The 25,731-nt window shown below is 67.7% G+C and carries 24 protein-coding genes and 1 pseudogene; 5 read left to right on the top strand and 20 right to left on the bottom strand.

What is annotated here, in order from left to right; all coding sequences use genetic code 11:
• From JWP65_RS02880 to JWP65_RS02795, 18 genes and pseudogenes are all read right to left on the bottom strand, one after another.
• Nucleotides 1–1,399, bottom strand: a 1,399-nt coding sequence (locus JWP65_RS02880) for an isovaleryl-CoA dehydrogenase (protein ID WP_299760161.1), incomplete at its 3' end; no start/stop codon positions are given.
• Nucleotides 1,400–1,419: 20 nt separating this feature from the next.
• The gene (locus tag JWP65_RS02875; RefSeq protein ID WP_299760159.1) at nucleotides 1,420–2,436 is read right to left on the bottom strand and encodes an NADP-dependent oxidoreductase; all 1,017 of its coding nucleotides are present in this window, start codon (nucleotides 2,434–2,436) and stop codon (nucleotides 1,420–1,422) included.
• 15 nt (nucleotides 2,437–2,451) lie between these two features.
• Nucleotides 2,452–2,877: a PaaI family thioesterase gene (locus JWP65_RS02870; protein WP_299760156.1), complete on the bottom strand. Its 426-nt coding sequence runs from the start codon at nucleotides 2,875–2,877 to the stop codon at nucleotides 2,452–2,454.
• Between the two features lie 4 nt (nucleotides 2,878–2,881).
• Complete coding sequence (locus tag JWP65_RS02865; RefSeq protein ID WP_299760154.1) at nucleotides 2,882–3,673, bottom strand: SDR family oxidoreductase; 792 nt, start codon at nucleotides 3,671–3,673, stop codon at nucleotides 2,882–2,884.
• Nucleotides 3,674–3,692: 19 nt separating this feature from the next.
• Nucleotides 3,693–3,848: a hypothetical protein gene (locus tag JWP65_RS02860; RefSeq protein ID WP_367280466.1), complete on the bottom strand. Its 156-nt coding sequence runs from the start codon at nucleotides 3,846–3,848 to the stop codon at nucleotides 3,693–3,695.
• A 77-nt stretch (nucleotides 3,849–3,925) separates the two neighbouring features.
• Nucleotides 3,926–5,086: pseudogene (locus JWP65_RS02855) on the bottom strand (acyl-CoA dehydrogenase).
• 13 nt (nucleotides 5,087–5,099) lie between these two features.
• A complete protein-coding gene (locus JWP65_RS02850) occupies nucleotides 5,100–6,275 on the bottom strand; it encodes an acetyl-CoA C-acyltransferase (RefSeq protein WP_299760152.1) in 1,176 nt (391 codons plus the stop codon).
• A 28-nt stretch (nucleotides 6,276–6,303) separates the two neighbouring features.
• Nucleotides 6,304–6,576 (bottom strand): hypothetical protein, encoded by a 273-nt coding sequence (locus JWP65_RS02845; RefSeq protein ID WP_299760150.1) that lies wholly within the window; start codon nucleotides 6,574–6,576, stop codon nucleotides 6,304–6,306.
• 80 nt (nucleotides 6,577–6,656) lie between these two features.
• The gene (locus JWP65_RS02840) at nucleotides 6,657–8,756 is read right to left on the bottom strand and encodes a 3-hydroxyacyl-CoA dehydrogenase NAD-binding domain-containing protein (RefSeq protein WP_299760148.1); all 2,100 of its coding nucleotides are present in this window, start codon (nucleotides 8,754–8,756) and stop codon (nucleotides 6,657–6,659) included.
• 153 nt (nucleotides 8,757–8,909) lie between these two features.
• Nucleotides 8,910–9,605 (bottom strand): ABC transporter ATP-binding protein, encoded by a 696-nt coding sequence (locus JWP65_RS02835; RefSeq protein ID WP_299760146.1) that lies wholly within the window; start codon nucleotides 9,603–9,605, stop codon nucleotides 8,910–8,912.
• Nucleotides 9,605–10,384 carry an ABC transporter ATP-binding protein gene (locus JWP65_RS02830; protein WP_299760144.1) on the bottom strand — a complete coding sequence of 260 codons (780 nt, stop codon included), beginning with the start codon at nucleotides 10,382–10,384 and terminating at the stop codon, nucleotides 9,605–9,607. Before JWP65_RS02830 ends, JWP65_RS02835 begins: the two co-directional genes overlap by 1 nt.
• Nucleotides 10,381–11,682, bottom strand: a complete 1,302-nt coding sequence (locus JWP65_RS02825) for a branched-chain amino acid ABC transporter permease (protein ID WP_299760142.1) — start codon at nucleotides 11,680–11,682, stop codon at nucleotides 10,381–10,383. Before JWP65_RS02825 ends, JWP65_RS02830 begins: the two co-directional genes overlap by 4 nt.
• 1 nt (nucleotide 11,683) lies before the next feature.
• Complete coding sequence (locus tag JWP65_RS02820; RefSeq protein ID WP_299760140.1) at nucleotides 11,684–12,637, bottom strand: branched-chain amino acid ABC transporter permease; 954 nt, start codon at nucleotides 12,635–12,637, stop codon at nucleotides 11,684–11,686.
• Between the two features lie 131 nt (nucleotides 12,638–12,768).
• On the bottom strand, nucleotides 12,769–14,409 hold the full coding sequence (locus tag JWP65_RS02815) for a 3-(methylthio)propionyl-CoA ligase (RefSeq protein ID WP_299760138.1): 1,641 nt from the start codon (nucleotides 14,407–14,409) through the stop codon (nucleotides 12,769–12,771).
• Between the two features lie 67 nt (nucleotides 14,410–14,476).
• Nucleotides 14,477–15,655: a hybrid sensor histidine kinase/response regulator gene (locus JWP65_RS02810; RefSeq protein WP_299760136.1), complete on the bottom strand. Its 1,179-nt coding sequence runs from the start codon at nucleotides 15,653–15,655 to the stop codon at nucleotides 14,477–14,479.
• An 8-nt stretch (nucleotides 15,656–15,663) separates the two neighbouring features.
• Complete coding sequence (locus JWP65_RS02805; RefSeq protein WP_299760134.1) at nucleotides 15,664–18,177, bottom strand: response regulator; 2,514 nt, start codon at nucleotides 18,175–18,177, stop codon at nucleotides 15,664–15,666.
• Complete coding sequence (locus JWP65_RS02800; RefSeq protein ID WP_299760132.1) at nucleotides 18,171–18,578, bottom strand: N-acetyltransferase; 408 nt, start codon at nucleotides 18,576–18,578, stop codon at nucleotides 18,171–18,173. Before JWP65_RS02800 ends, JWP65_RS02805 begins: the two co-directional genes overlap by 7 nt.
• The gene (locus tag JWP65_RS02795) at nucleotides 18,575–18,880 is read right to left on the bottom strand and encodes a hypothetical protein (protein ID WP_299760130.1); all 306 of its coding nucleotides are present in this window, start codon (nucleotides 18,878–18,880) and stop codon (nucleotides 18,575–18,577) included. The genes JWP65_RS02800 and JWP65_RS02795 overlap by 4 nt, the downstream gene beginning before the upstream one ends.
• A 132-nt stretch (nucleotides 18,881–19,012) precedes the next feature.
• Between JWP65_RS02795 and JWP65_RS02790 the strand changes: the two genes are divergently transcribed.
• From JWP65_RS02790 to JWP65_RS02770, 5 genes are read left to right on the top strand one after another with little or no spacing between them, the layout of a single operon-like run.
• Nucleotides 19,013–20,503 carry a YdiU family protein gene (locus JWP65_RS02790; RefSeq protein ID WP_299760128.1) on the top strand — a complete coding sequence of 497 codons (1,491 nt, stop codon included), beginning with the start codon at nucleotides 19,013–19,015 and terminating at the stop codon, nucleotides 20,501–20,503.
• Nucleotides 20,500–20,919: a peptide-methionine (R)-S-oxide reductase MsrB gene (gene msrB / locus JWP65_RS02785; protein WP_299760126.1), complete on the top strand. Its 420-nt coding sequence runs from the start codon at nucleotides 20,500–20,502 to the stop codon at nucleotides 20,917–20,919. The genes JWP65_RS02790 and msrB overlap by 4 nt, the downstream gene beginning before the upstream one ends.
• A 1-nt stretch (nucleotide 20,920) precedes the next feature.
• Nucleotides 20,921–21,475 (top strand): septation protein A, encoded by a 555-nt coding sequence (locus JWP65_RS02780; RefSeq protein WP_299760124.1) that lies wholly within the window; start codon nucleotides 20,921–20,923, stop codon nucleotides 21,473–21,475.
• Nucleotides 21,472–21,738, top strand: a complete 267-nt coding sequence (locus tag JWP65_RS02775; protein ID WP_299760122.1) for a BolA family transcriptional regulator — start codon at nucleotides 21,472–21,474, stop codon at nucleotides 21,736–21,738. The genes JWP65_RS02780 and JWP65_RS02775 overlap by 4 nt, the downstream gene beginning before the upstream one ends.
• A 31-nt stretch (nucleotides 21,739–21,769) precedes the next feature.
• Nucleotides 21,770–22,549 (top strand): peptidylprolyl isomerase, encoded by a 780-nt coding sequence (locus JWP65_RS02770; RefSeq protein ID WP_299760120.1) that lies wholly within the window; start codon nucleotides 21,770–21,772, stop codon nucleotides 22,547–22,549.
• Between the two features lie 142 nt (nucleotides 22,550–22,691).
• Here JWP65_RS02770 and JWP65_RS02765 read toward each other — a convergent pair whose 3' ends face one another.
• Nucleotides 22,692–23,195: a hemerythrin domain-containing protein gene (locus JWP65_RS02765; RefSeq protein ID WP_299760118.1), complete on the bottom strand. Its 504-nt coding sequence runs from the start codon at nucleotides 23,193–23,195 to the stop codon at nucleotides 22,692–22,694.
• Between the two features lie 40 nt (nucleotides 23,196–23,235).
• Entirely contained in the window at nucleotides 23,236–25,665 is a 2,430-nt protein-coding gene (locus JWP65_RS02760) for a catalase (protein ID WP_299760116.1), read from the bottom strand.
• Nucleotides 25,666–25,731: the final 66 nt, after the last annotated feature.

Raw genomic sequence — 25,731 nt, 5'->3', positions numbered from 1 at the left:
CCAGCGCCGGGTGCGCGCCGCGCGCCGGCGCCAGTTCCTGGGCCAGGGCCGCCGCCGCGTCGGCCTTGCGCAAGGCGCGCAGCAGGTCCAGCGCCATGATGTTGCCGGCGCCTTCCCAGATCGAGTTGAGCGGCATCTCGCGGTAGATGCGGGCCATGATGCCCTGCCCGCCCTCCTCCACGTAGCCGTTGCCGCCCAGGCATTCCATCGCCTCCTGGGCGAAGTGGCTGCCGCGCTTGCAGATCCAGAACTTGGCGACGGGCGTGAGCAAGCGCGCCATCGCGGCTTCGTGGGCGTCGCCGGTCCGGTCGAAGGCGCGCGCCAGGCGGATCGCCAGCGCAGTGGCGGCTTCGCTTTCCAGCGCCAGGTCGGCCAGCACGTTGCGCATCAGCGGCTGCTCGATCAGCCGCTTGCCGAAGGCGGCGCGCTGCCGCGTGTGGTTCAAGGCAATGGCCAGCGCCTGCCGCATCAGCCCGCTGGTGCCGAGCGCGCAGTCCAGCCGCGTCATGGTCCCCATCTCGAGGATTTGCGGCACGCCGCGGCCTTCCTCTCCCACCAGCCAGGCCGAGGCCTGGTGGAACTCGACTTCGGAGCTGGCATTGGCCTTGTTGCCCAGCTTGTCCTTGAGGCGCTGGATGCGGATGGCATTGCGCGCGCCATCCGGCAAGACGCGCGGCAGGAACAGGCAGCTCAGGCCCGAGGCGGTCTGGGCCAGCACCAGGAAGGCGTCGCACATCGGCGCCGAGAAGAACCACTTGTGGCCGGTGACGCTGTAGCGCGGGCCCCAGGCATCGGTGCCGTCCGGTTCGGCGCGGGTGGTGTTGGCCCGCACGTCGGAGCCGCCCTGCTTTTCCGTCATGCCCATGCCCATGGTGACGCCGGCCTTGGCGTGCCAGGGCTTCAAGGCAGGGTCGTAGTTGCGGCTGGTGAGCTTGGGGCCCCAGTCCGCGAACAGCGCCGGGTTGCCGCGCAGCGCCGGCGTGACCGCGTAAGTCATCGAGATCGGGCACAGCACGGACGGCTCCAGCTCGGTGAACAGCATGAAGCCTGCCGCCCGCTGCACGTGCGCGTGGCCGCCTGCCGCCCAGGGCGTGCCGTGCAGGCCAGCCTGCACCGCGGCCTGGATCAGCGCGTGGTAGCTCGGGTGGAACTCCACCTCGTCCAGGCGCCGGCCGAAGCGGTCGTGGGTCTGGAGCTGCGGGCCGTGGACGTTGGCCAGCCTGGCATGGGCCTGCATCTCCGCACTGCCCAGCAAGGCGCCGAGTCCGGACAGCGCGCCGGTGTCGAGCGCCGGCGCGTTGAACCGCAGCGCATCGCGCAGGGGGCGGTTGGTCTCAAGCAGGTTGTAGTCGACCAGCGGCTGCGGCTGGTTGAACACTTCGTGGGTGAGCTCTGGCACGGCGGCTGCTCCGGAAAAAATCAGCCGACCTTGACCAGCTGCTTGCCAAAGTTCTTGCCCTTGAGCATTCCGAGGAACGCCTCCGGCGCGGATTCCAGGCCTTGCGCGACCGACTCGCGCGGGCGCAGCTTGCCGGTGCCGACCAGCATGCCCAGTTCCTGCAGCGCTTGCGGCCAGACCTCCATGTGTTCGCTGACGATGAAGCCCTGCACCAGCAGCCGGTTGGTCAGGATCAGCTGCGGATAGGTCAGCGGGATCGGCTGGCCGTCGTAGCCGGCGATCATTCCGCACAAGGCGATGCGGCCGAAGGCGTTCATGCGCAACAGCACCGCATCCATCACCATGCCGCCGACGTTCTCGAAGTGGCCGTCCACGCCCTTGGGACAGGCTTCCTGGAGCGCCTTGGACAGCGAGTGCGCATCCTTGTGCAGCTTGTAGTCGACGCAGGCATCGAAGCCCAGTTCCTCGACCACGTAGCGGCACTTGTCGGGCCCGCCGGCGATGCCGACGGCGCGGCAGCCGCGGGCCTTGGCCAGTGCGCCCAATGCGCTGCCGACCGCGCCGGAGGCGGCGCTGACCACGACGGTCTGGCCGGCCTGCGGCTGGATGATTTTCTCCAACCCGTACCAGGCGGTCACGCCCGGCATGCCGACGGCGCCGAGATAGTGCGACAGCGGCACGTGCGTGGTGTCGACCTTGCGCAGCACGCCCGGCTGGTTGCCGTCGACCACGCTGTACTCCTGCCAGCCGCCGAAGCCCACCACCTGGTCGCCCGGCTTGAACTTCGGGTTGCGGCTCTCGACCACCTCGCCGGCCGTGCCGCCCTGCATCACCTGGCCCACGGGCTGCGGCGCCGTGTAGCTCTTGGCGTCGTTCATGCGCCCGCGCATGTACGGATCCAGGCTCAGGAACCGGTGGCGCACCAGCACCTGCCCCTCCTGCAGCGGCGCCGTCTGGCCGGTGACCAGCTTGAAGTTGCTTGCCGTGGCCTCGGCCTGGGGCCGGTTGTCCAGGTGGATCTGCTCGTTCTGGGGCATGGGGAACCTCGCCTGTCAGTCGGTGGAAATGGCGCTTTGCGGGCCGGTGGGCTGGCGCTTGACGTACTTGAAGGTGCCGGTGGCATGCGCGCAGGCGTTGCCCTGGGCGTCGTAGATCGTGCCTTCGGTGAACGCCATGGACCGGGTGCGGTGCAGCAGGCGGCCGCGCGAGACCAGCTGGCCGACGCAGGGCCGCATGAAGGACGTCTTCATCTCGATGGTGACCACGCCGATCTCCAGGTCGATGCTGCGCGCGGCGGTGGCCAGCGTCACGTCCAGCATGGTCATCACGGCGCCGCCGTGGGTGACCATGAAGGAGTTCATGTGCTCGGGTTTGGGCAGGTAGCGCAGCTCGGAGGCGCCGCCTTCCATCAGCACCAGCTCCAGGCCGAGGTGGCTGACGAAGGGAATCTCGACGCCGAACAGATTGGGGGCGGCCACGGCCTCAGCCCCCGCTGACCACGCTGACGCCGCCGTCCACCGCCAGCCACTGGCCGGTGATGTGCTTGCCGGCGTCGGAGGCCAGCAGCACCGCCGTGCCCTTGAGGTCCTCGTCGTCGCCCAGCCGTCCCAGCGGCGCGTGCTTCGCCATGTTCTCCTCGCCCATGCGCTCGAGCAGGCCCTGCGTCAGCTTGCTGGGAAAGAACCCCGGGCAGATCGCGTTGACTGTGATGCCGTAGCGGCCCCACTCGCAGGCCAGCGCCTGGGTGAAGGTGATGACCGCCCCCTTGGACGTGTTGTACGCCAGGGTCTGCATGCCTTGCGGGTTGCCGCCCAGCCCGGCGATGGAGGCGATGTTGATGATCCGGCCGCGCTGGCGCGGGATCATGCTTTTCTTGGCGACGCGCTGGCTCAGGATGAAGTAGCCGCGCACGTTGAGGTTCATCACCTTGTCCCAGCCGTCCAGCGGATGGTCTTCGGCCGGTGCGCCCCAGGCGGCCCCCGCGTTGTTGACGAGGATGTCGACGTCACCCATGCGCTCGAGCGTCTGGTCGGCCAGCTTGTGGATGTCGCCCTCGCGGCCACAGTCGGCGGCGATCCAGCGGGCGTCGATGCCGGCGGCCTGCAGGTCGGCCGTTGCCACTTCCAGGTCGTCCGCCTTGCGCGACGTCAGCATGATCCGGGCGCCGGCTTCGCCGAGCGCGTGCGCCATCTGCAGGCCGAGCCCGCGCGAGCCGCCCGTGACCAGCGCGGTCTTGCCTTCCAGGTTGAACAATTGCTGCACGGTGCGCGTCATGCGGGAAGTCTCCTTTGGGTCATGCGTCGGATTGTGCGCCTGGGGCCGCGGGCGCTTCGACCAGGCGCGCGCGCACCAGGATCAGCACCGCGCCGACTGCCGCGGCCAGGCCGCCGACGACCACCAGCGACCAGCCGACCGCGTCGTCGAATCGCTGCGTCGCCAGGCCCAGCACCAGGACGAACAGGCCGCCGAAGATCAGGCTCCAGATCAGCGCGTGCAGGCGCGCCAGGTTGCGGGCAGTGGTGGTTTTCAGAAAGCCTCCTCGGGCATGGTGGCGCAGGTCGGGTTACGGTCTCCACCACGCGCAGCCAGGCCGGGACCCGGGGCAACTCGTAGTGGAAGAAATAGCGGGCGCCGCGGCTGCGGCCTTCGTCGGCCGGCCGCGTGCTGTCGGCGGGCACCACCAGCAGCACGTCCAGCCAGGCCCAGGCGATCACCAGGTGCCTGAAGGCCTGCATGTAAGGCACGGCCTTGGCCAGCGCTTGGGCCAACTGGCCGCTGGCCCAGGCGGCCTGGGTGGCCGCGAGCACGCGCTGCAGCGCCTGAGCGAGCGCCTTGGCGTGCTCGGCCAGCTGCGGCTGCGGGATCGCGCGCTCGACGGTGGAGTCGATGCGGCCGGCCAGCAGTTGCAGGCCCTTGCCGTCCTCCATCACCACCTTGCGCCCCCAGCAGATCGGCCTTGGGAACGATGAACAGCGAGATGCCGCGCGTGCCCGCCACCAGCTTGCCGTCCGGCCCCGGGATCTCGGCCGGCACCAGGTGGACGATGTTCTCGGCCAGCTCGTGCTCGCCGGCCGAGAACCACATCTTGTCGCCCTCGAGGCGAAAGCGTGGGCCCAGCGGGTCGGCTGCGAAGCCGCGGCCGTCGGGCGTCGCGCCGGTCGTGATGCCCGACGGCGAGGAGCCGGCCTGCGGCTGCGGCAGGCACATCGTGCCGGCAAAGCGGCCGGCGAACTCAGGGCGGGCGAAGGCTGCCTTTTGCGCCCGGGTGCCGTGCACCAGCAGCAGGTTGGCATTGCCCTTGGTCAGCAGGCTGGCGTCGATGCTGACCGAAGCCGTGGCGAAGAAGGTGCCGGCCGCCGCCTCGATCGTGTAGGGCAGCTGCATGCCACCCTCCCCGTCGTCTTGCGCCGCGCCGATCATGCCGGACGCGACGTAGGCCAGGTGCGCCTCGTGCGTCGCCTGCGTCGCCTGCGGCAGGATGACTCTGTCACCGGCCAAGCGTGGCTCCTCGGTGTCGACCAGGAGATTGAACGGCGCGTATTTCTCGCGCGCGATCCGCTCGCAGGTGTCGAGAACCGCGTCGAAGGTCTCGCGCGAATGGTCGGCAAAGCGCGGCCCCTGGGCAAGGCGACCAGCCTGCAACCAGTCATTGAGCAGGAAGTCGAGGGTGGGACGAAGGCAAGACATACCTTCCCTGCGCTCACAGAACCTCGAAGACGCCCGCCGCGCCCATGCCGCCGCCGATGCACATCGTCACCACCACGCGCTTGGCGCCGCGCCGCCTGCCTTCGATCAGCGCATGGCCGGTCAGGCGCTGGCCCGACACGCCGTACGGGTGGCCCACCGCGATGGCGCCGCCGTTGACGTTCAGGCGATCCGCCGGGATGCCCAGCTTGTCGCGGCAGTACATGACCTGCACCGCGAAGGCTTCGTTCAGCTCCCACAGGTCGATGTCCTGCACCGTCAGGCCCAGCTTCTTGAGCACCTTGGGCACGGCGAACACCGGGCCGATGCCCATTTCGTCGGGCTCGCAGCCGGCCACGGCGAAACCCAGGAAGCGGCCCAGCGGCTTGAGGTTGTTGCGGGCGGCGTACTCTTCGCTCACCACCACGCAGGCGCCGGCGCCGTCGGAGAACTGGCTGGCATTGCCGGCGGTGATCACGCCGCCGGGCAGCGCCGGCTTGATGCCGCTGATGCCTTCCTTGGTGGTTCCTTCGCGCAGGCCTTCGTCCTTGCTGATGGTCAGGTCCTTGGTGACCAGGCCCAGCACGGCATCGGCGACGCCGGCCTTGACGGTGATCGGGGCGATCTCGTCGGTGAACTTGCCGGCAGCCTGGGCGGCCACGGCCTTCTGCTGGCTGGCCGCGCCGTATTCGTCCATCGCATCGCGGCCGATGTTGTAGCGTTTTGCCACCTGCTCCGCCGTCTGCAGCATCGACCAGTAGATCTCCGGCTTCTTGCGGTCCAGGTTCATGTCGCGCAGCATGTGCTGGTTCATTTCCTGCTGCACGCAGGAAATGCTTTCCACGCCGCCGGCCACGAACACTTCGCCTTCGCCGGCAACGATGCGTTGCGCCGCCATCGCGATGGTCTGCAGCCCCGACGAGCAGAAGCGGTTGACGGTCATGCCCGAGACGGTGACCGGCAGGTCCGCCATCAGCGCGATCTGGCGCGCGATGTTGGCGCCGGTGGCGCCTTCGGGGTTGGCGCAGCCCATGATGACGTCCTCGACGGCGTCGACCGGGATGCCGGCGCGCTGCACGGCGTGCTTGACGGCATGGCCGCCGAGCGTGGCGCCGTGCGTCATGTTGAAGGCGCCTTTCCAGCTCTTGGCCAGCGGCGTACGGGCGGTGGAGACGATGACGGCGTTGGTCATGGGAGGCCTTTCTGGGGGAAGTACGTGGTCAGGGCGCCGGCGCGTTCAGGTTGCGCAGCAGCTGGTGATAGAAGCGGACGATCCCGCCGAGGTCGGCGACCGCCAGCCCTCGTTGGTGCGGTGCGGCCGGGGCAGATCCTCGGCTTGACCCGCACCGGGGAGAACCAGTAGATGTTTGTCGGCGATAGGGCGCCGGCGCGACCCGCACCTGGCGCGAACCCTGGCGCCTGGTGTCGACAGCCACGGCTGCCAGCGGCAACCGCAGCAGGGCAGCGAGGGTGAGGAAGATGCGTTTGTCCATGGGGTGGAAAGGCGGGCCCTGGATCCCCGCCTGCGCGGGGATGACGGGCCATGGCGCCGCTGGTGCGAAGCCGGGGCCCGTCAGCTGAAGGTCTTGCCTTCGCTGGCCAGGCGCGCCAGCAGCGGCGCGGGTTCCCAAAATCCAGCGTCGTCGTTCGGGTTGCGCTGGAAGCGCTTCATGGCCTGCACCACATTGAACAGGCCGACCTGGTCCGCATACAGCATCGGGCCGCCGCGGTGGATCGGGAAGCCGTAGCCGGTGATGTAGACCATGTCGATGTCGCTGGCGCGGGCGGCAATGCCGTCTTCCAGGATGCGCGCCCCCTCGTTGACCAGCGAGAACACCAGCCGCTGCACGATCTCCTCGTCGGAGATCTTGCGCGGGGTGATGCCCAGCGACTTGCGGTGCTCGGCGATCATGTCCTCGACCAGCTTGGACGGGATCGCGTCGCGCTTGCCTTGCTGGTAGTCGTACCAGCCGGCGCCGGTTTTCTGGCCGAAGCGGCCCAACTCGCACAGCTTGTCGGCGCTGCGGCTGTACTTCATGTCGGCGCGCTCGGCGGCCCGGCGCTTGCGGATCGCCCAGCCGATGTCGTTGCCGGCCAGGTCGCCCATGCGGAACGGGCCCATGGCGAAGCCGAACTTCTCCACCGCGCGGTCGACCTGCTGCGGCGTCGCGCCCTCGTCCAGCAGGAAGCCGGCCTGGCGGCTGTACTGCTCGATCATGCGGTTGCCGATGAAGCCGTCGCAGACGCCGGACACCACGGCCGTCTTCTTGATCTTCTTGGCCGTGCTCATGACCGTGGCCATCACGTCCTTGCCGGTCTTGGCGCCGCGCACCACTTCCAGCAGCTTCATCACGTTGGCCGGGCTGAAGAAGTGCAGGCCGACCACGTCTTGCGGCCGCTTGGTGAACCCAGCGATCTTGTCGATGTCCAGCGTCGAGGTGTTGGAGGCCAGGATCGCGCCCTTCTTCATCACCTGGTCAAGTTTTTCGAACACCTTCTGCTTGACGCCCATTTCCTCGAACACGGCCTCGATCACCAGGTCGGCCTGGGCGATGTCCTCGTAGGCCAGCGTGGTGTTGAGCAGTCCCATGCGCTGGTCGTACTTGTCCTGCTTGAGCTTGCCGCGCTTGACCTGCGACTCGTAGTTCTTGCGGATGGTGGCCAGGCCGCGGTCCAGCGCTTCCTGCTTCATCTCCAGCATGGTCACCGGGATGCCGGCGTTCAGGAAGTTCATGGCGATGCCGCCGCCCATGGTGCCGGCGCCGATCACGGCCACCGCCTTGATCTCGCGCTTGGGCGTGTCTTCCGGCACGTCCGGAATCTTGGCGGCGGCGCGTTCCGCCATGAACAGGTGGCGCAGCGCGCGCGACTCGGGCGTGAACATCAGCGCCGTGAAGATCTCGCGCTCGTGGCGCATGCCGTCGTCGAACTTCATCTTGGTCGATGCTTCGACCGCATCGACGCACTTGCCTGGCGCCGGGAAATTCTTGGCCATGCCCTTGACCATGTTGCGCGCGAACTGGAAGTAGGCGTCGCCCATGGGGTGCTTGCTGGGCAGGTTGCGCACCAGCGGCAGCGGCCGGGCGTCGGCGACCGAGCGGGCGAAAGCGATCGCCTCTTCCTGCAGGCCTTCGGCAGACGACGCCATCTTGTCGAACAGCTTCTGGCCCGGCAGCTGGGCCAGCATTTCGGCCTTGACCGGCTCGCCGCTGACGATCATGTTCAGCGCCGGCTCGACGCCCAGCGCACGCGGCAGCCGCATCGTGCCGCCGGCGCCGGGGATCAGGCCCAGCTTGACTTCCGGCAGCGCGATGTTGGCGCCGGGCGCCGCGATGCGGTAGTGGCAGCCCAGGGACAGTTCCAGCCCGCCGCCCATGGCCACGCTGTGGATGGCGGCAACCACCGGCTTTCCAGAGTTTTCGCAGGCCAGGATGACGGACAGCAGGTTCGGCTCGGCCGTCGCCTTCATGGAGCCGAACTCCTTGATGTCGGCGCCGCAGGAGAAGGCCTTGCCCGCGCCGGTGATGACGATCGCCTGGACGGCCGGATCGGCGTTGGCCTGCTCCAGCCCGGCGGTGATCGCGGTGCGCGTTGCGTGGCCCAGCCCGTTGACGGGCGGGTTGTTCATCGTGATCACGGCGACGTCGCCGTGCACCTTGTATTCAGCCGTCATGCTGGTTTCCTTCGAATGAGAAAAGAACGGTCGTTCGTTTCGGGGATTGTAGGTGGGCGTTGCTGCCGTGCAATCACTGCCTGTCGGCTGCGGGACACGGAATCCTGCCGTCCCGGGCTCCCACCCGGGCTCAGCCTCGCAGTTGCGCGGGTGTCAGACCTCCAGCCATTCCTTCCGAATATAGGCGTCGGCGCGCAGGCTGTCAGGGGTTCCCTGAAACACGATGCTGCCGTGCCCCATCACCAGCGTGCGGTCCGAGATCGCCATGGCGATGGTCAGCTTCTGCTCGATCAGCAGCACCGACACGCCGCGCGCCTTGAGCCTCTTGAGGTACTCGCCCACCAGCTCCACGATCTTTGGCGCCAGGCCCTCGGTCGGCTCGTCGATGATGATCAGCTCCGGGTCGCCCATCAGGGTGCGGCACAGCGTCAGCATCTGCTGCTCGCCCCCCGAGAGCACGCCAGCCTCGGTGTGCTGCCGCTCCTTCAGCCGCGGGAACATCGCGTACATGTCACCGAAGCTCCAGCGGCCTTTCTGGCCGGCTTTCTTTTGCCCCAGCATCAGGTTCTGGTGGACGGTGAGCCGGGGGAAGATCTCGCGGTTTTCCGGCACGTAGCCGATGCCCAGGTGGGCGATCTCGTACGGCTTGCGGCCCTGGATCGCCTGGCCGCGCCAGCTGACGTCGCCGGCGCATTCCACCATTCCCATCACCGCCTTGGCCGTGGTGGAGCGGCCGGAGCCGTTGCGCCCGAGCAAGGCCACGATCTCGCCCTGCCCCACTTCGAATTGCACCCCATGCAGCACGTGGCTCTTGCCATAGAAGGCATGCAGGTTCTTCACGGTCAGCATCAGTGACCTCCTTCTTGCTGCGCGGCGACGGCGGAGCCCAGGTAGGCTTCCTGCACCTTCTGGTCGGCCCGCACCTGCTGCGGCACGTCGAAGGCGATGACTTCGCCGTAGACCACCACCGCGATCTTGTCGGCCAGGCCGAACACCACGCCCATGTCGTGCTCCACCGTCAGCAGCGTCTTGCCCACAGTCACTTCCTTGATCAGCTCGATGAAGCGGGCGGTTTCGCCGCGGCTCATGCCGGCCGTCGGTTCGTCCAGCAGGATCACGTTGGCGCCGCCGGCGATGGTGACGCCGATCTCCAGCGCCCGCTGTTCCGCGTAGGTGAGGTTGGTGGCCAGGACGTCGCGCTTGCGGCCCAGTTGGATCATCTCCAGCAGTTCCTCGGCCCGCTGGTTGACGTCGTCCAGCTTGGACAGGAAGCGCAGGAAGGTGTAGCGATAGCCCAGGCTCCACAGCACCGCGCAGCGCAGGTTCTCGAACACGCTCAGGCGCGGAAAGATGTTGGTGATCTGGAAGCTGCGCGACAACCCCATGCGGTTGATCTCGAACGGCTTCTTGCCATCGATTCGCTTGCCGTTCAGCAGCACCTTGCCGCTGCTGGGTTCCAGCCGCCCGCTGATCAGGTTGAACAGGGTCGACTTGCCGGCGCCGTTGGGGCCGATGATGCCGATCCGCTCGCCGGCTGCCACCTGCAGGTCGACGCCGCGGATGATGTCGGTCTTGCCGAAACTCTTGCGCAAGTCTTTCAGCTCCAGCGCCCATGTCGCTGCGCTCATAGTGCCTCCCGGTGCTTGATCTCGCGCTCGATTTCTTCCTGGATGGTGTCCCACTGTCGCAGGAAGCTGCGACGCGTCAGCTCGAACAGCCCGAGGCTGGCGAGCAGCAGGAAGACGGCGCCGGCCCAGGTGTCCAGCGAACGGGTGTCGAGGCTGGCGCCCAGAAAGGGGACCACCGGCCCGAGCGCCGCGTTCAACTGGATGTGGTAGATCATCTCGACGATCGCGGCCACGCCCAGCACGGCGAACAGCGCCGTGCCGGCCAGCGCCAGGTACGCCACCCACAGCGTGCGCAGCTTGCCGTAGGCCGCCACCCGCACGTTCATCATGATCAGGCTGGCCACGCCGCCGGGCGCATACATCACCATGAACAGGAAGATCAGGCCCAGGTACAGCAGCCAGGCCTTGCTCAACTCCGACAGCAGGATGGAGGCGAACACCAGCAGCACGGCGCCGATGATGGGGCCGAAAAAGAAGGTGGCGCCGCCCAGGAACGTGAACAGCAGGTAGCCGCCCGAGCGCGCCGCCGCCAGGCTGTCGGCGGCGTTGACGATCTCGAAGTTGATCGCCGCCAGCCCGCCGCCGACGCCGGCGAAAAAGCCCGAGACGATGAAGGCGAAGTAGCGCACGCGCTGGGTGTTGTAGCCGATGAACTCGACCCGCTCAGGGTTGTCGCGCACCGCGTTCAGCATGCGCCCCAGCGGCGTGCCGGTGAAGGCGTACATCGCGGCGGTGCAGACGAAGCAATAGGAGGCGATGAGGTAGTACACCTGGATCTGCGGCCCGAAGGTGATGCCCAGGAACGGCTGGCCGTAGACCCGGTTGGTGGTGACGCCGCCCTCGCCGCCGAAGAAGCTGGGGAACATCAACGCCATCGAGGCGACCAGCTCGCCGATGCCCAGCGTGATCATGGCGAAGGTGGTGCCCGACTTCTTGGTCGTCACGAAGCCGAGCAGCGCCGCGAAGAACACGCCGGCCAGGCCGCCCACGAGCGGGATCAGCACCAGCGGCACCGGGATGGCGCCCTTGGACGCCAGGTTCATCGCGTGGATGGCGATAAAGGAGCCCAGGCCGACGTACACCGCGTGGCCGAAGCTAAGCATGCCGCCCTGCCCCAGCAGGATGTTGTACGACAGGCAGATGACGATCAGATAGCCGATCTGCGACAGCATCGTCAGCGCCAGGCTGCTCTTGAACACCAGCGGGGCGACGACCAGCGCCAGCGCGAACAGCGACCAGATGGCGCAGCGGGCTGCGTTCAGCGGCCTGAAGCTGTAATGGGTCTTGGTGCGTGCCATCTCAGTCTTCCCGCTTCCCGAGCAGGCCACTGGGCCGGAAAATCAGGATCAGCACGAGCAACAGGTACGGCAGGATGGGCGCCACCTGCGAGATGGTCAGGGACATCAAGGGGTAGCCGAAGTCGCCTTCAGTGAGGTTGACGCCCAGCGGCCGCAGCATGCTGGCCGCCGAATGGTCCAGCGCCACCGCGAAAGTCTGCAGGATGCCGATCAGCAGCGAGGCCAGGAAGGCGCCGGCCAGCGAGCCCATGCCGCCGACCACCACCACCACGAAGATGATGGAGCCGACCGAGGCGGCCATCGCCGGCTCGGTCACGTAGGTGTTGCCGCCGATCACGCCGGCCAGCCCTGCCAGCGCGGCGCCGCCGCCGAACACCAGCATGAACACGCGCGGCACGTTGTGCCCGAGCGCTTCGACCATGTCGGGATGCGCCAGCGCGGCCTGGATCACCAGCCCGATCCGCGTGCGCGTGAGCAGCAGCCAGACGCTGGCCAGCATCATCAGCGCCACCAGCATGATGAAGGAGCGCGACCTGGGAAATTGCGTCCCGAACAGCGTGAACAGCGGGCCCTGCAGCTGCGTCGGCAGGCCGTAGGGCACGGTGGAGCGGCCCCAGATCAGCTGGACCAGCTCCAGGATCAGGTACGACAGGCCGAAGGTCACCAGCAGTTCCGGTACGTGGCCGAACTTGTGCACGCGGCGCAGCGCGTAGCGCTCGAACAGCGCGCCCAGCGCGCCCACTGCCAGCGGCGCCAGCAAGAGGGCCGGCCAGAAGCCGACCACGCCGGAGATGGTGTACGCCAGGTAGGCGCCCAGCATGTAGAAGCTGGTGTGGGCGAAGTTGAGCACGCCCATCATGCTGAAGATCAGCGTCAGGCCAGAGCTGAGCATGAACAGCAGCAGGCCGTAGCTCACGCCGTTCAACAGCGAAATGGTCACGAACTCGGAAAACATACCCCTCCAGCAGTCTGCAAAAAAAAAGCCCGAGCGGTCGGGCCTGCCGTAGCGGCGCCTCTGCTCAGGGATCGCCCCTGAGGCCCCGGCTGCATATCGCGCAGGTGACAGGCAAGAGTTGGCGCCGCCGGTCACGCTGGCAGCTTGTAGTCCTTGAGCGTTTCGCGCAGCCGGGTCTTGAGCATCTTGCCGGTGGCACCCAGCGGAATCGCCTCGACGAATACCACGTCGTCGGGCACCTGCCACTTGGCGATCTTGCCTTCGTAGAACCCGATCAGCTCCTCGCGCGTGACTTCGGCGCCGGGGCGCCTGACGACGGCGACGATCGGGCGCTCGTCCCATTTCGGGTGCGGCATGCCGACGCAGGCTGCCATCTGCACCCCCGGATGGGCCATGGCGATGTTCTCGATGTCGATCGAGCTGATCCACTCTCCGCCCGACTTGATCACGTCCTTGCTGCGGTCGGTGATCTGCATGTAGCCGTCGCCGTCGATGGTGGCGACGTCGCCGGTAGGGAACCAGCCGACCCCGTCGGCATCCTTGACCAGCGGATCGCCGCCCTCGCCCTTGAAATACTCGCGCAGCACCCACGGCCCCTTGACGTACAGGTCGCCGAAGGTCCTGCCGTCCCAGGGCAGCTCCTGGCCCTGGTCGCCGACGATCTTCATGTTGACGCCGAAGATGGTGCGGCCCTGTTTCAGGCGCAGCTTCATCTGGTCTTGCGCGGGCAACGCCAGGTGCTTGTTCTTCAAGGTGCACAGCGTGCCCAGCGGGCTCATCTCCGTCATGCCCCAGGCGTGCAGCACCTCGACCCCGTAGTCTTCGCGGAAGGCGGCGATCATGGCCGGCGGGCAGGCCGAGCCGCCGATCACCGTGCGCTTGAGCGCGGAAAAGCGCAGCCCGGCCGGCTTCATGTGGCCCAACAGCATCTGCCAGACGGTGGGCACGCCGGCGGCATACGTCACCTGCTCGGCCTCGATCAGTTCGTACACCGACTTGCCGTCCAGGGCCGGGCCGGGGAACACGAGCTTGCAGCCGGTCAGCGCCGCCGAGTACGGGATGCCCCAGGCATTGACGTGGAACATCGGCACCACCGGCAGCACCGAGTCGCGCGCCGACAGGCTCATGACGTCCGGCAAGGCGGCGGCGTAGGCGTGCAGCAGGGTCGAACGGTGGCTGTAGAGCGCGGCCTTGGGGTGGCCGGTGGTGCCACTGGTGTAGCACATGCTCGAGGCCGAGTTTTCGTCGAAGGTTGGCCAGCGGTAGCTGGTGGACTGGCCGCCGATCCAGTCTTCGTAGCAAAGCAGGTTGGGCACGCCGCTGTCCGCCGGCATCTGGTCGGCCTCGCACAGCGCCACGTACTGGCGGATGCCTGGGCACCTGGCGTGGATCGCCTGCACCAGCGGCAGGAAGGTCAGGTCGAAGCACAGCACCTGGTCTTCGGCGTGATTGGCGATCCAGGCGATCTGCTCCGGGTGCAACCGCGGGTTCAGGGTGTGCAGCACGCGGCCCGAGCCGCTGACGCCGAAGTACAGCTCCAGGTGGCGGTAGCCGTTCCAGGCCAGCGTCGCCACCCGGTCGGAAAACAGCAGCTGCATGCCGTCCAGGGCATGCGCCACCTGGCGCGACCGCCGCGCCGCCTCGCGCCAGCTGTAGCGGTGGATGTCGCCTTCTACCCGCCGCGAAACGATTTCCGTGTCGCCATGGTGGCGCTCCGCGTGCTCGATCAGCGACGAAATCAGCAGCGGTTGGCTTTGCATCAGGCCCAGCATTCGGTCTCCTGTGTTGTTGGCTACGCGATGACCGAAATCCTAACCGGCCCGGCCCGGGGCGTCGGCGTTATCCGGTGCTGCCCGCGGCCAGTGGCTGGAAGAACAGCGCCACTGCGGTGCCCTGCCCCGGCACCGACTGGATGTCGATGCTGCCGTTGATGGCCTGCATGACGCGGTGGCAGAACAGCAAGCCCATGCCGTTGCCGCCGGTGCTTGCCCGGGTGGTGACCGGCTCGCGGGTCAGCTTGGCCAGCACCTCCGGGGGGATGCCGGGGCCGTTGTCGCGAAACAGTATCCAGGCGCGCCGGCCCGGCAGGGCCCGCTCGTCGCAGCCGACTTCGATGCGCAGCTGCGGCGACGGCCGCCCGCGCAGCGCCAACAAGGCGTTCTTGGCCAGCGTGCACAGCACCAGGTACAGCAAGTCGCGCCGGCCGGGCAGGTGGAAGTCGTGCTGCACGTCGCTGCTGACGCAGCCGCGCTCGTTGGCTTCGAACGGAAATTCGTCCAGCAGCGCGCCCACCAGGCTGCTGGCGCTGACCGATTGCGGCACGGCGCCCGGATAGGCGTCGCGCGCCGACTGCACGAAGGTGGACACCAGCGACTGGCAGTACAACGCGCGGCGCTCGGCCCGCTCCAGCGCCGCGACGATCTCGCCCGGATGGTCTTCGGTGAAGTACGCCACGCCGGCGGCGGCGTCCGGCGGCGTCGGCAGCTGCCGCGCCGCGACGGTGCCGATCAGGCCGCGCACGGTCGCCAGCGGCGTGTTCAGTTCGTGCGCCAGGAAGCCCAGCGCCTCGCGCAAGGCCGCCACCCGGCCTTCGTTGACCATCCGCTCCAGGGTCTGGGTGCGGTACAGCGCCAGCGCCTCACGCAAGGCCTCGCGCGTCGCGTTGCCGTCCAACGGCTTTTCCAGGATGCGCAGCACCTTGCCCTGGTTGACCGCGGCGATCGCCACGTCCTTCTCGGCGTAGGCGGTCGCCAGCAGGCGGATCACGTGGCGGAAGTCGCGCTGCACCGCCCGCAGCAGCTTCATGCCGTCGCGCTCGGGCATCCGGTAGTCGGTGACCAGCACACCGAACTCGCTGCTGCGCGCGCCCAGCATGGCCAGAGCCTCGTCGGCGCCGCCGGCCGTGACCACCTTGAACTCGTCACCGAATTCGCGGGCGAACCACTTGCGGGATGTCGGTTCGTCGTCGACGAACAGGATGCCGGGCGCGGCGCCGGGAAGCTCGGGTGGCGCTTGCATGGACGGGTTCAAGCGTTCGAGCGGAACTCGGTCTCGCAGTAAGCCTTCAGTGCACTCTCGGTGCGGGCCGCCAGGGCCTGGAGTTCGGCCAGCCAGTTCTCGCCGGCTGGCCATTGGCCCTGCTCGAGCAAGGGAACGTAGATCCGCCGCACGTGCTGGTACAGCGCCTGGGCACCGGCCTCACCGCTCATGCCCAGCAGCGAGTGCAAGGCACCGAGGCTGAGCGGCTGGTCGTCGGCGCGGCCCGCCTCCTGCAGTGCCAGCACCAGCTTGGCCATCTCGGGGACGTAGTCCTCGAGCAATTCCTCCACCATTCCCAGCCGCCGATAGCTCTCCAGCCGCTGCAGGTTCAGCAAGCCGGCGTCGGGCACCGGCGGCGGTCCCTGCGCCAGCGGTTGCGTAACGGCCGGACTGGCCACCGCGCTGCCGCCCAGCAGGCGCACCAGCGTTTCGTACAAGTGGGCCGACTCGACCGGCTTGACCAGGAAGCCGTCCATGCCGGCGGCGCGGGCCGCCGCCACCGCCTGCTCGTCGGAGTGCGCGGTGAGGGCCACGACGGGTAAAGTCGACCAGGCTGCGCTGCTCGAGCGGATGGCCTGGGCCGTCTCCAGGCCGTCCATGCCCGGCATGTGCAGGTCCAGGATGATGGCGTCGAAACCTTCCAGCGCGTTCAGCTGGTCGAGCACGGCCTGGCCGTGCTCGGCCTCGATCACCGTCGCCGCCGCATTGCGCAGGTAGGCCGCCACGGCCTTGCGGCTGAAGGAGCTGTCGTCGGCCAGCAGGATCCGGCGTCCGGCCAGCCGGCCCGGTGCGTGGCGCCCCAGGCCGCGCGGCTGCTGCACCGACTGCTGCAGCGCCGCCAGCAAGGGCAGCTGGGCGCAAGGCTTGCTGATGAAGCCGTCCATGCCGCCCTTCAAGGCCTTGGCGCGTGCCAGGTGGGCCGGCTCGCTGGAGTACGCGACGATGCGCGCGTCCTGGTTGATGCCCGGGTCGTTGCGGATCTTCTCGGCCACGGCATAGCCGTCCAGGCCGGGCATGTGCAGATCCAGCAGCACGATGTCGTAGGCACGGCGCGTCAGCAGGTCGATGGCTAGCTGGCCGTCGGCCGCCTCGTCCAGTTCCGCCGTCACGGCCAGCGGGCCCAGCTTGTGGCGGGTGGCCATGCGCTGGACCGCGTCGTCCTCGACGATCAGCACGCGCTTGCCGGCCAGCACGGCGCGCGCCTCGGCCACGGCGTCGCGCCAGTGCGCCTCCCGCTCCTCCTCGCTGATGCCGGGAAAGCGCATGGTGAACTCGGTGGACTGGCCGGGCACCGAGACGCACGAAATTTCGCCGCCGAAGGCGCGCATGACGCGCTGGCAATAGGCCAGCCCAAGACCGGTGCCGCCCGACTTGCCGACCGAGCGGAACGGCTCGAACAGGCCGTGCAGCGCATCCGGTGCGATGCCGGGGCCGTTGTCGTGCACCTTCACTTGCTGGTTGCCGATCGTGATCGTCACCCGCGTTTGCGGGTACGGCGCCAGGTAGTACAGCGCGTTCTTGATCAGGTTGAACAGCACGAACAGATAGGCCGTCTCGTCGCCCTTGAAGGTGAAGTCGTCGGCCACGGTGACGGTGACCTTGTCGCGCGCTGCGTCGTTGTCGTAGCTGTATTCCTCGACGGCCTGGTGCACCACCTCGGCGGCCGACAGGTGACGGAAGGCGGACGCGTCGATCGGCCGCGCGCTGACTTCGTCCAGCGTCATCGAGATGACCTGCAGCCCCCGCTGCACCGCCTGCTCGCCGCGCGCCAGGTGCCGGTACAGCTGCTGCACCTGCTGCGCGTCGAGCTTTGCCGTCTGGCGCGCCGCGCCCGGCGCCGGCAGCACCTCCTGCATGCCTTCCAGGCTGTGCTTGAGCTGGGCCAGCGGGTGCCGCATCTCGTGGGCGATGGAGCCGGCCAGCGCCTGAGTGGCCCGCAGCTTGCGCTCGGCGTCGATCTTGTCGGTGTTCGACTTGAACAGGTTGCCACCGATCACAATCAGCGCGAAGGCCGGCAGCTGCGCCACCAGGTCCATCGGCACCTGCGGGTCGGGCGTGGTCGCCCAGTAGATCGCCGCGGCCAGCCCGGTGCCCGCCGCCAGCATCACCAGCGTGTTGCGCCAGTCGGTCAGCAACACCAGGAAGCTCAGGACGATGAAGGCGTTGGAGATGTTGGCGACACCGCCGCTGCGCTGCAGGGCCACCAGCACGGTGAAGCACGGCAGGCTGTAGAGCACTACCACGTACGAGACGCGGATGTAGTACGGCTTGAGCTTCTCGGGCCAGTAGTCGCGCAGGCCGAGAATGGCGAACAGGATGATGGCCAGCGCGCGCTCGCCCAGGTCGGCGGTGAGCGACGCATCGGGTCGCGTGAACCGCATGAAGTAGAAGATGCAGTACGTGATGGCGCCGAGGACGCCGATGGCCTTCAGCCGCGACGGGCCATAAGCGTGGTAATCCTCATAGTGCTTGAACAAGCCGCGCGCCAAGCCCATCAGCATGGCAACACCATGGAGGCTTCCTGCATCGCCAGGATTTCCTCGGCCATGCGTTTTTCGGCGTCGCCGGCGACCAGCGCCCGCAACATGTCCGGCGTGCGGCCGTGGATTAGCGAGTAGCTGCCCTCTGCGTCTTGAGCCGCGTCCTTGACCAGGACGCTGAAACCGAAGCGCCGGTACAGGCGGCTGAGCACCGGCGTGCAGGATGCGAACACGTTAACCACGGGCATTTGCTTCATCAGGTGGACCAGCGGCAGCAACAGGCAGCGCTTGAGGGCTTCGGGACTGCTCCGGTAGCGGGGATCCAGCACGAGGCGGCCGACCTCCCAGCTCGCGTCCAGGAGTTCGTCGGCAACACCGTGCCGGCGGACCAACGCGTCGCACGGGGCCAGGCCCTCGTTCATGGGAAGGTAGCGGATGGTACCGATGTACTCGCCGTAGCGCACGAAAGCGCCGACCACGCCGATTTCGTCTCTTTTTTTTCGCGCATGGCAAAGCCGGCGTCACCCACCGCGGACGCGGGCAGCGCGATCTGGTTGCGCAGGTGCTGGATCTGACTGATTTCGTGGGCGCCACGCAGGCAGCGGAACGCCACCTCGTGCGCCTGCAGCTCGGTGGCCGCCGTGGGTGGCGGCGCGGCCAGCATCGCCCGCAGGCTGGCTGGCAGCATCGTCGGCGAGCGCTGCGCCCCGGATACTTCGTTCATCACTGACTTTCTCCCTGAAAGCGGTCCCGTGGTCGGAACTCTGCAGGCTGGAATTATCCCGTTCTGGTGTCGAAACGCAACCGTCTGTATCCCGCTCGAGGCCCGTGTTCGAACCAGCGTCGACAATCAGGCATGGATCAAGCCGTAGCAGCACCCTCGCGGGCGCTGGACCTGGGCCTCGCGTGGAAGCACAGCTTCTCCGGGCTGGGGCCAGCCTTCCGCACCGACCTTAGCCCCACGCCGCTGGCCGCGCCGTACATGGTTTCACTTAATACGAAGCTATCAACTCAGCTCGGCGTGGACGCGCAATTGCTCTCTTCGCCCGACGGCGTGGCCGCGCTGGCGGGCAGCCTGCCGCTGGCCGGCCAGCGGCCGCTGGCCTCGGTTTACAGTGGCCACCAGTTCGGCGTCTGGGCCGGCCAGCTCGGCGACGGCCGCGCCATCCTGCTGGGCGACATCGAGACGCCGCAAGGCCCGCAGGAGCTGCAGTTCAAAGGCAGTGGCCTCACCCCTTATTCGCGTATGGGCGATGGCCGCGCCGTGCTGCGCTCCAGCATCCGCGAATACCTGTGCTCGGAAGCGATGCACGGGCTGGGCATTCCCACCACGCGCGCTCTGAGCGTGACCGGCTCGCCGCAACCCGTGCGCCGGGAAGAAATCGAGACCGCCGCGGTGGTGCTGCGGGTGGCGCCCAGCTTCATCCGCTTCGGCCACTTCGAGCATTTTTCGGCGCGCGAGCAATATGGCGAACTACGCCGGCTGGCCGACTACGTGATCGACCAGTTCTACCCGGAATGCCGGCTCACCGAGCGCTTCGCCGGCAACCCCTACGCGGCGCTGCTGGAGCGGGTGAGCGAACGCACGGCCGCCATGGTGGCGCAGTGGCAGGCGGCGGGTTTTTGCCATGGGGTGATGAACACCGACAACATGAGCATCCTGGGGCTGACCATCGACTACGGGCCGTTCCAGTTTCTCGATGCCTTCGTGCCCAACCACGTGTGCAACCACAGCGACGAGCAAGGCCGCTACGCCTTCAACCGCCAGCCCAACGTGGCGTACTGGAACCTGTTCTGCCTGGGCCAGGCGCTGCTGCCGCTGGTGGGAGAGCAGGAGCTGGCCCTGGCCGCGCTGGAGTCGTACAAGACCGTGTTCCCGCGCGAGCTGCAAGCGCGCATGCGCGCCAAGCTGGGCCTGGCCGACCAGCAGGACGGCGACCGCGAGCTGGTCGAGGACATCCTGAAGCTGCTGGCGGCCGACCGGGTGGATTACCCGATCTTCTGGCGGCGGCTGTCGCACTTGGCCGCGGGCAGCCCGGCGGAGCCGGTGCGCGACCTGTTCATGGACCGTGCGGCCGCCGACACCTGGCTGCACAGCTGGCTGGCCCGGCTGCCCGCCGACCGATCCGCCGCCGGCATTGCGATGCTGGCAACCAACCCCAAATACGTGTTGCGCAACCACCTGTGCGAGCTGGCCATCCGGCAGGCGAAACTCCAGGACCATTCCGAAGTCGAAACCCTGCTGCGCCTGGTGCAAGCGCCGTACGACGAGCACCCGGACCAGGAGGCCAAGGCCGGTTTTCCGCCCGACTGGGCGGCCCACATCGAGATCAGCTGCTCTTCATGACCTACCCCATCCACAAATCCGAAGCGCAATGGAAGGCCGTGCTGGCCGAAAAAGGCGCCGAGCCCGGCGCCTTCGAGGTGACACGCCATGCCTCCACCGAGCGCCCCTACAGCGGCAAGTACGAGCGGGTCTGGGCCGACGGCAGCTACCACTGCATCTGCTGCGGCAACAAGCTGTTCGACGCCGCCACCAAGTTCGACGCCGGCTGCGGCTGGCCCAGCTTCTCGCTGGCGGTGCCCGGCGCCATCAAGGACATCCGCGACGCCAGCCATGGGATGATCCGCACCGAGACGGTGTGCGCCCAGTGCGGCGCGCACCTGGGCCACGTCTTTCCCGACGGCCCGGAACCGTCCGGCCTGCGCTATTGCATGAACTCCGCCTCGCTGGACTTCCAGCCGGACACCAGGAAAGCCTGAATTGAAACTGCTGCTCGACTTCTTCCCGATCATCCTGTTCTTCGCGGCGTTCAAGCTGTGGGACATCTACGTGGCGACGGGCGTGGCGATCGTCGCGACCATCCTGCAGATCGGCTGGTTGCGCTATTCCACCGGGAAGGTCGAGCCGATGCAGTGGCTGAGCCTGGGCATCATCGTGCTGTTCGGGGGCGCCACCATCCTGGCCCACGACGACACCTTCATCAAATGGAAGCCCACCGTCCTGTACTGGCTGATGGGCGGCACGCTGGCCGCCGGCCTGCTGGTGTTCCGCAAGAACCTGCTCAAGTCCCTGATGGGCGCGCAGATGCAACTGCCCGACGCCGGCTGGCGCGCCATGACCTGGAGCTGGGTCACCTTCTTCGCCGTGATGGGCGTGCTCAACCTGTGGGTGGCGTTCAACTTCGACACCGACACCTGGGTCAACTTCAAGCTGTTCGGCGGCCTGGGCCTGATGGCCGTCTTCGTGATCGGCCAGGCGCTGTTCCTGAACCGCTACATGAAGGAAGGCAAGGAAGCGGGAGCCGGCGACTCGTGAGCACCGGCATCACGGCCGAGGCGCTGCACCAGCGCCTGTCGCAACTGCTGGCGCCCACACGGCTCGAGGTGATCGACGAAAGCGCGGCGCACATGGGCCACGCGGGCTCGGACGGCACCGGCGCCGGCACCCATTTCCGCGTGCGCATCGCGTCCCCCCTTTTTACCGGCAAGGCCAAGGTGGCCTGCCATCGCCTTGTGTATGATGCCCTGCGCGAATTTCTGGACCACGGGCTGCACGCCCTGGCGATCGAAACGCTCTGAAACCGACTCTCTCCTGCCCTAGGGAAACCCCATGAAAAAAATGCTCCTGACCGCGCTCGCCGCGGCCACCCTCGGCCTGGCCCTGCCTGCCGCGGCCCAGAACGTCGCCATCGTCAACGGCAAGCCGGTGCCGACCGCGCGCGTCGACATGCTGGCTGCGCAGCTGGCCAAGTCCGGCCGGCCGATTCCGCCCGAGATGCAGGGTCAGCTCAAGGACGAGGTGATCGCCCGCGAGGTGTTCATGCAGGAAGCGCAAAAGCGCGGCCTGGACGCCAGCGACGACTACAAGTCGCAGCTGGAGCTGGCCCGCCAGACCATCCTGATCCGCGAGCTGTTCGCCGACTACCAGAAGAAGAACCCGGTGACTGATGCCGAGATCAAGGGCGAGTACGACAAGTTCGTCGCCGCCAGCGGCGGCAAGGAATACAAGGCGCGCCACATTCTGGTGGAAAAGGAAGACGAGGCCAAAGCCATCATCGCGTCGCTCAAGAAAGGCGGCAAGTTCGAAGACATCGCCAAGAAGTCGTCCAAAGACCCGGGTTCGGGCGCCAACGGCGGCAACCTGGACTGGGCCGCGGCCAACAGCTACGTGCCGGAGTTCTCGCAGGCGATGGTCAAGCTGAACAAGGGCCAGACCACCGACGTGCCGGTCAAGTCGCAGTTCGGTTTCCACATCATCCGCGTCGACGATGTGCGTGAAGCGCAACTGCCCAAGCTGGACGACGTGCGCCCGCAGATCGCCCAGCAACTGCAGCAGCAGAAGCTGGCGGCGTTCCAGGAATCCTTGCGCAAGTCGGCCAAGGTGGAGTGAGTCTCGCGGGGTGTGCAGCTTGCTGCGCCCGGCCTCACGCGAACGCAGCGGTGCGCAAGCAAGCTTGCACACCCCACGAATTGCCGAAGCTGAGATGAAAAAGCGGCAGCAGGGCCGCTTTTTCTTTGCGCGGGGCTTCTGCCTAAGCCAGCTGCCCTTCCAGCTCCTGCTGCCTTTCCTTGAGCTGCGCCCCGAGCGCGTCGAGGTCCAGGCCTGACACTTTTGCCTTCGGAAACAGCTGGTCGCGCTCTTCCTTCACGTGATGGTCGATCGCCCGGGCCAGCGCCGCCACCAGCGTGTCCATCGCCGCATCGGCCGCCGGCAGGGCCTCGATCTGCGCGATCAGATCCTTGGCTTGCTGGTGCTCGGCTTGCGCCTCGTCCAGCAGTTGCGGCTCGTCGATCGCGCCGCGCAGCGCCGGATAGAAGATTTCTTCCTCGATCGTGGCGTGGATCGTCAGTTCGCTGCGGATCTTCTGCGCGAGCGCCAGCCGCTGGTCCGGCAATCCAGCAGCGGCCTGGCTGCCCACGCCGGTGCCGGCGGCGCCGGCGTGGGCCTGGCGCGCGTATTCGACGAACAGGTGCTTGACGGCGACATGGTCCGCATCGAGCAGGTCGCAGGCGTTTTTGGCTACGAGTTGGGGCATGGTCGGTTTCCTGGTTGTGCCTGGGTTCGTTGAATCGGGTTCAGACCATCGGCGGGTCCATCTCCCGGCCGAAGTGGCGATGCCTGGCCATCGCGGCGATGAAGGCTTCGGTGCCGGCCTGGGCGTCGCCGGCATCGACGACGATCAGGCCGGTGCCGCCTTGGATGAGGCTCTTGTCCATGGCCAACGGCACGCCCGCCTTGACCAGCAGCTCGCGCGAGGCGCCCAGCACCAGGATCGGTTTGCAGTGGCGGAACTGGTCCTTGATGAACTCGGCGGTGTGGCCGTCCTGCGCCAGGGCGGCGACCGCCTGCGCGCCGTCGGGCAGCACCAGAGCGTCGAACAGGAAGCCAGGCTCGTTTTCGAGCGAGGCGTCGGCGTCGAGCATGACGCCGGCCGCGGTCTTGAACGGGCCGATGCGGGGGCCGACCAGGCGGCCGACGGCGCCCTGCTCCAGCAAGGCGGCCTGCAGCTGCTGGAGCGCCTCGCCTTCCACACCGGCCGCCACCAGGATGGCGACCTTGCGGCCCTTGATCGAGCCGTCCCCCGGCCGCGCCAGCAGCGACAGCGCCGGCGACCTGGTCACTTCGGGCGGGGTGGGGTTGGGCAGTGCGCGCGGCAGCGGTGCCGGCATCGGGTCCATGCCCAGCCCATCGGCGACCTGCCTGGCCAGCCACTCCGAGGCGTTGCGTAGCGAGGCCACCATGCGCTCGCGCACCGCCGGCACCGTCACCTTGCTCAGCTCGAAGCGGTAGGCGTTGGCGATGTGGCATTGCTCGACCGGCGTCTGGCTGTCGAAGAACAGCGTCGCCTGGGTGTAGTGGTCGGCGAACTTCTCCGGCTTGGCCCGCACCTTGCCCTGCTCCTCGTCGGCCCGGATGCGCGCCGGCACCGAGACGAAGCCTTGCGCGGCGCCGGCCTGGAACGGGCAGCCGCCGGCCAGGGAGTTGGGCTCGTAGCTCACGCGGCCGCGGTGGATCGCCTGCCGGTGCATGCCGTCGCGCTGGTTGTTGTGCACCTGGGCGATCGGCGAGTTGATCGGGATCTCGTGGAAGTTGGGCCCGCCCAGGCGCGAGATCTGGGTGTCGACGTAGGAGTGGATGCGGCCGGCCAGCAGCGGGTCGTTGGAGAAATCGATCCCGGGCACCACGTGCGCGGTGCAAAAGGCGACCTGCTCGGTCTCGGCGAAGAAGTTGTCCGGGTTGCGGTTCAGCACCATCCGGCCCACCGGGATCAACGGCACCAGTTCCTCGGGGATGATCTTGGTCGCGTCCAGGATGTCGAAGCTGAACTGGTCGGCCTGTTCCTCGGTGAAGATCTGGAACGCCAGCTCGTATTCGGGGAAGTTGCCGGACTCGATGCGCTCCCACAGGTCGCGCCGGTGGTAGTCCGGGTCGGCGCCGGAAATCTTCACCGCCTCGTCCCAGACCAGCGAATGGGTGCCGGCCATCGGCGTCCAGTGGAACTTGACGAACACCGACTCGCCGGCCTCGTTGACCAGCCGGAAGCTGTGCACGCCGAAGCCCTGCATGGTGGCGTAGCTGCGCGGGATGGCGCGGTCCGACATCACCCACATCAGCATGTGGGTCGACTCGGGCATCAGCGAGACGAAGTCCCAGAACGTGTCGTGGGCGCTGGCCGCCTGCGGCATCTGGTGGTGCGGCTCGGGCTTGACCGCGTGCACCAGGTCGGGAAATTTCATCGCGTCCTGGATGAAGAACACCGGGATGTTGTTGCCCACCAGGTCCCAGTTGCCTTCGTCGGTGTAGAACTTGACGGCGAAGCCGCGCACGTCGCGCGCCGTGTCCTTGGAGCCGCGCTCGCCCTGCACGGTGGAAAAGCGCACGAACACCGGCGTGATCTTGCCGGCTTCCTTGAACGGGGCGGCCTTGGTGTATTGCGTCTGCGGCGCGTAGCACTCGAAAAAGCCGTGCGCGCCCGACCCGCGCGCGTGCACGATCCGCTCGGGGATGCGTTCGTGGTCGAAGTGGGTGATCTTCTCGCGCAGGATGAAGTCTTCCAGCAGGGCCGGACCGCGCACGCCGTACTTGAGCGAGTTCTGGTTGTCGGCGACGGCCACGCCCTGGTTCGTGGTCAGCACCTGGCCACTGGAGTCGACCCGCACGCGGTCGAGTGGTTCGATGGTCGAGTTGCGGCCTTCGGGCGCCATGCTGCCCGTCTTTTCGGTGCCGAACGCTTCCGTCAGCGTGCTGGCCGTGGGCAGGCGCGACGGTGGGGCGACGGTCGCGCCCGGCAGCGGGTTGACGCCGTTGGCAAAGCCGTGCTCGGCCGCCTTGTTGGCGCTGTTGTCCATGGCTCGCGCAACCTGTTCGGTTTCGAACTTCTGTCGCGCCGGAATGTCCTCCGCAGCTGCGGGATCGATCTTGGCGGGGCCGCTGTCGGTGTTGCGGGCGGCGGATTTGACCGCGGATTTGCGCCCAGGCGCGGCTGGCTTCGTGTTCTTTGGCATGGCTGGAATGTGGCGACGTTGGACGGCGGATTGCCGTGCGTCACAGTAGAGGGTCGCTTCCAGCCG

Source organism: Ramlibacter sp., assembly GCF_028292805.1.
Taxonomy (GTDB): Bacteria; Pseudomonadota; Gammaproteobacteria; order Burkholderiales; family Burkholderiaceae_C; genus Ramlibacter.
The sequence above is the reverse complement of the archived record's forward strand: the minus strand, read 5'-3'. Positions and strand labels throughout refer to the sequence as shown.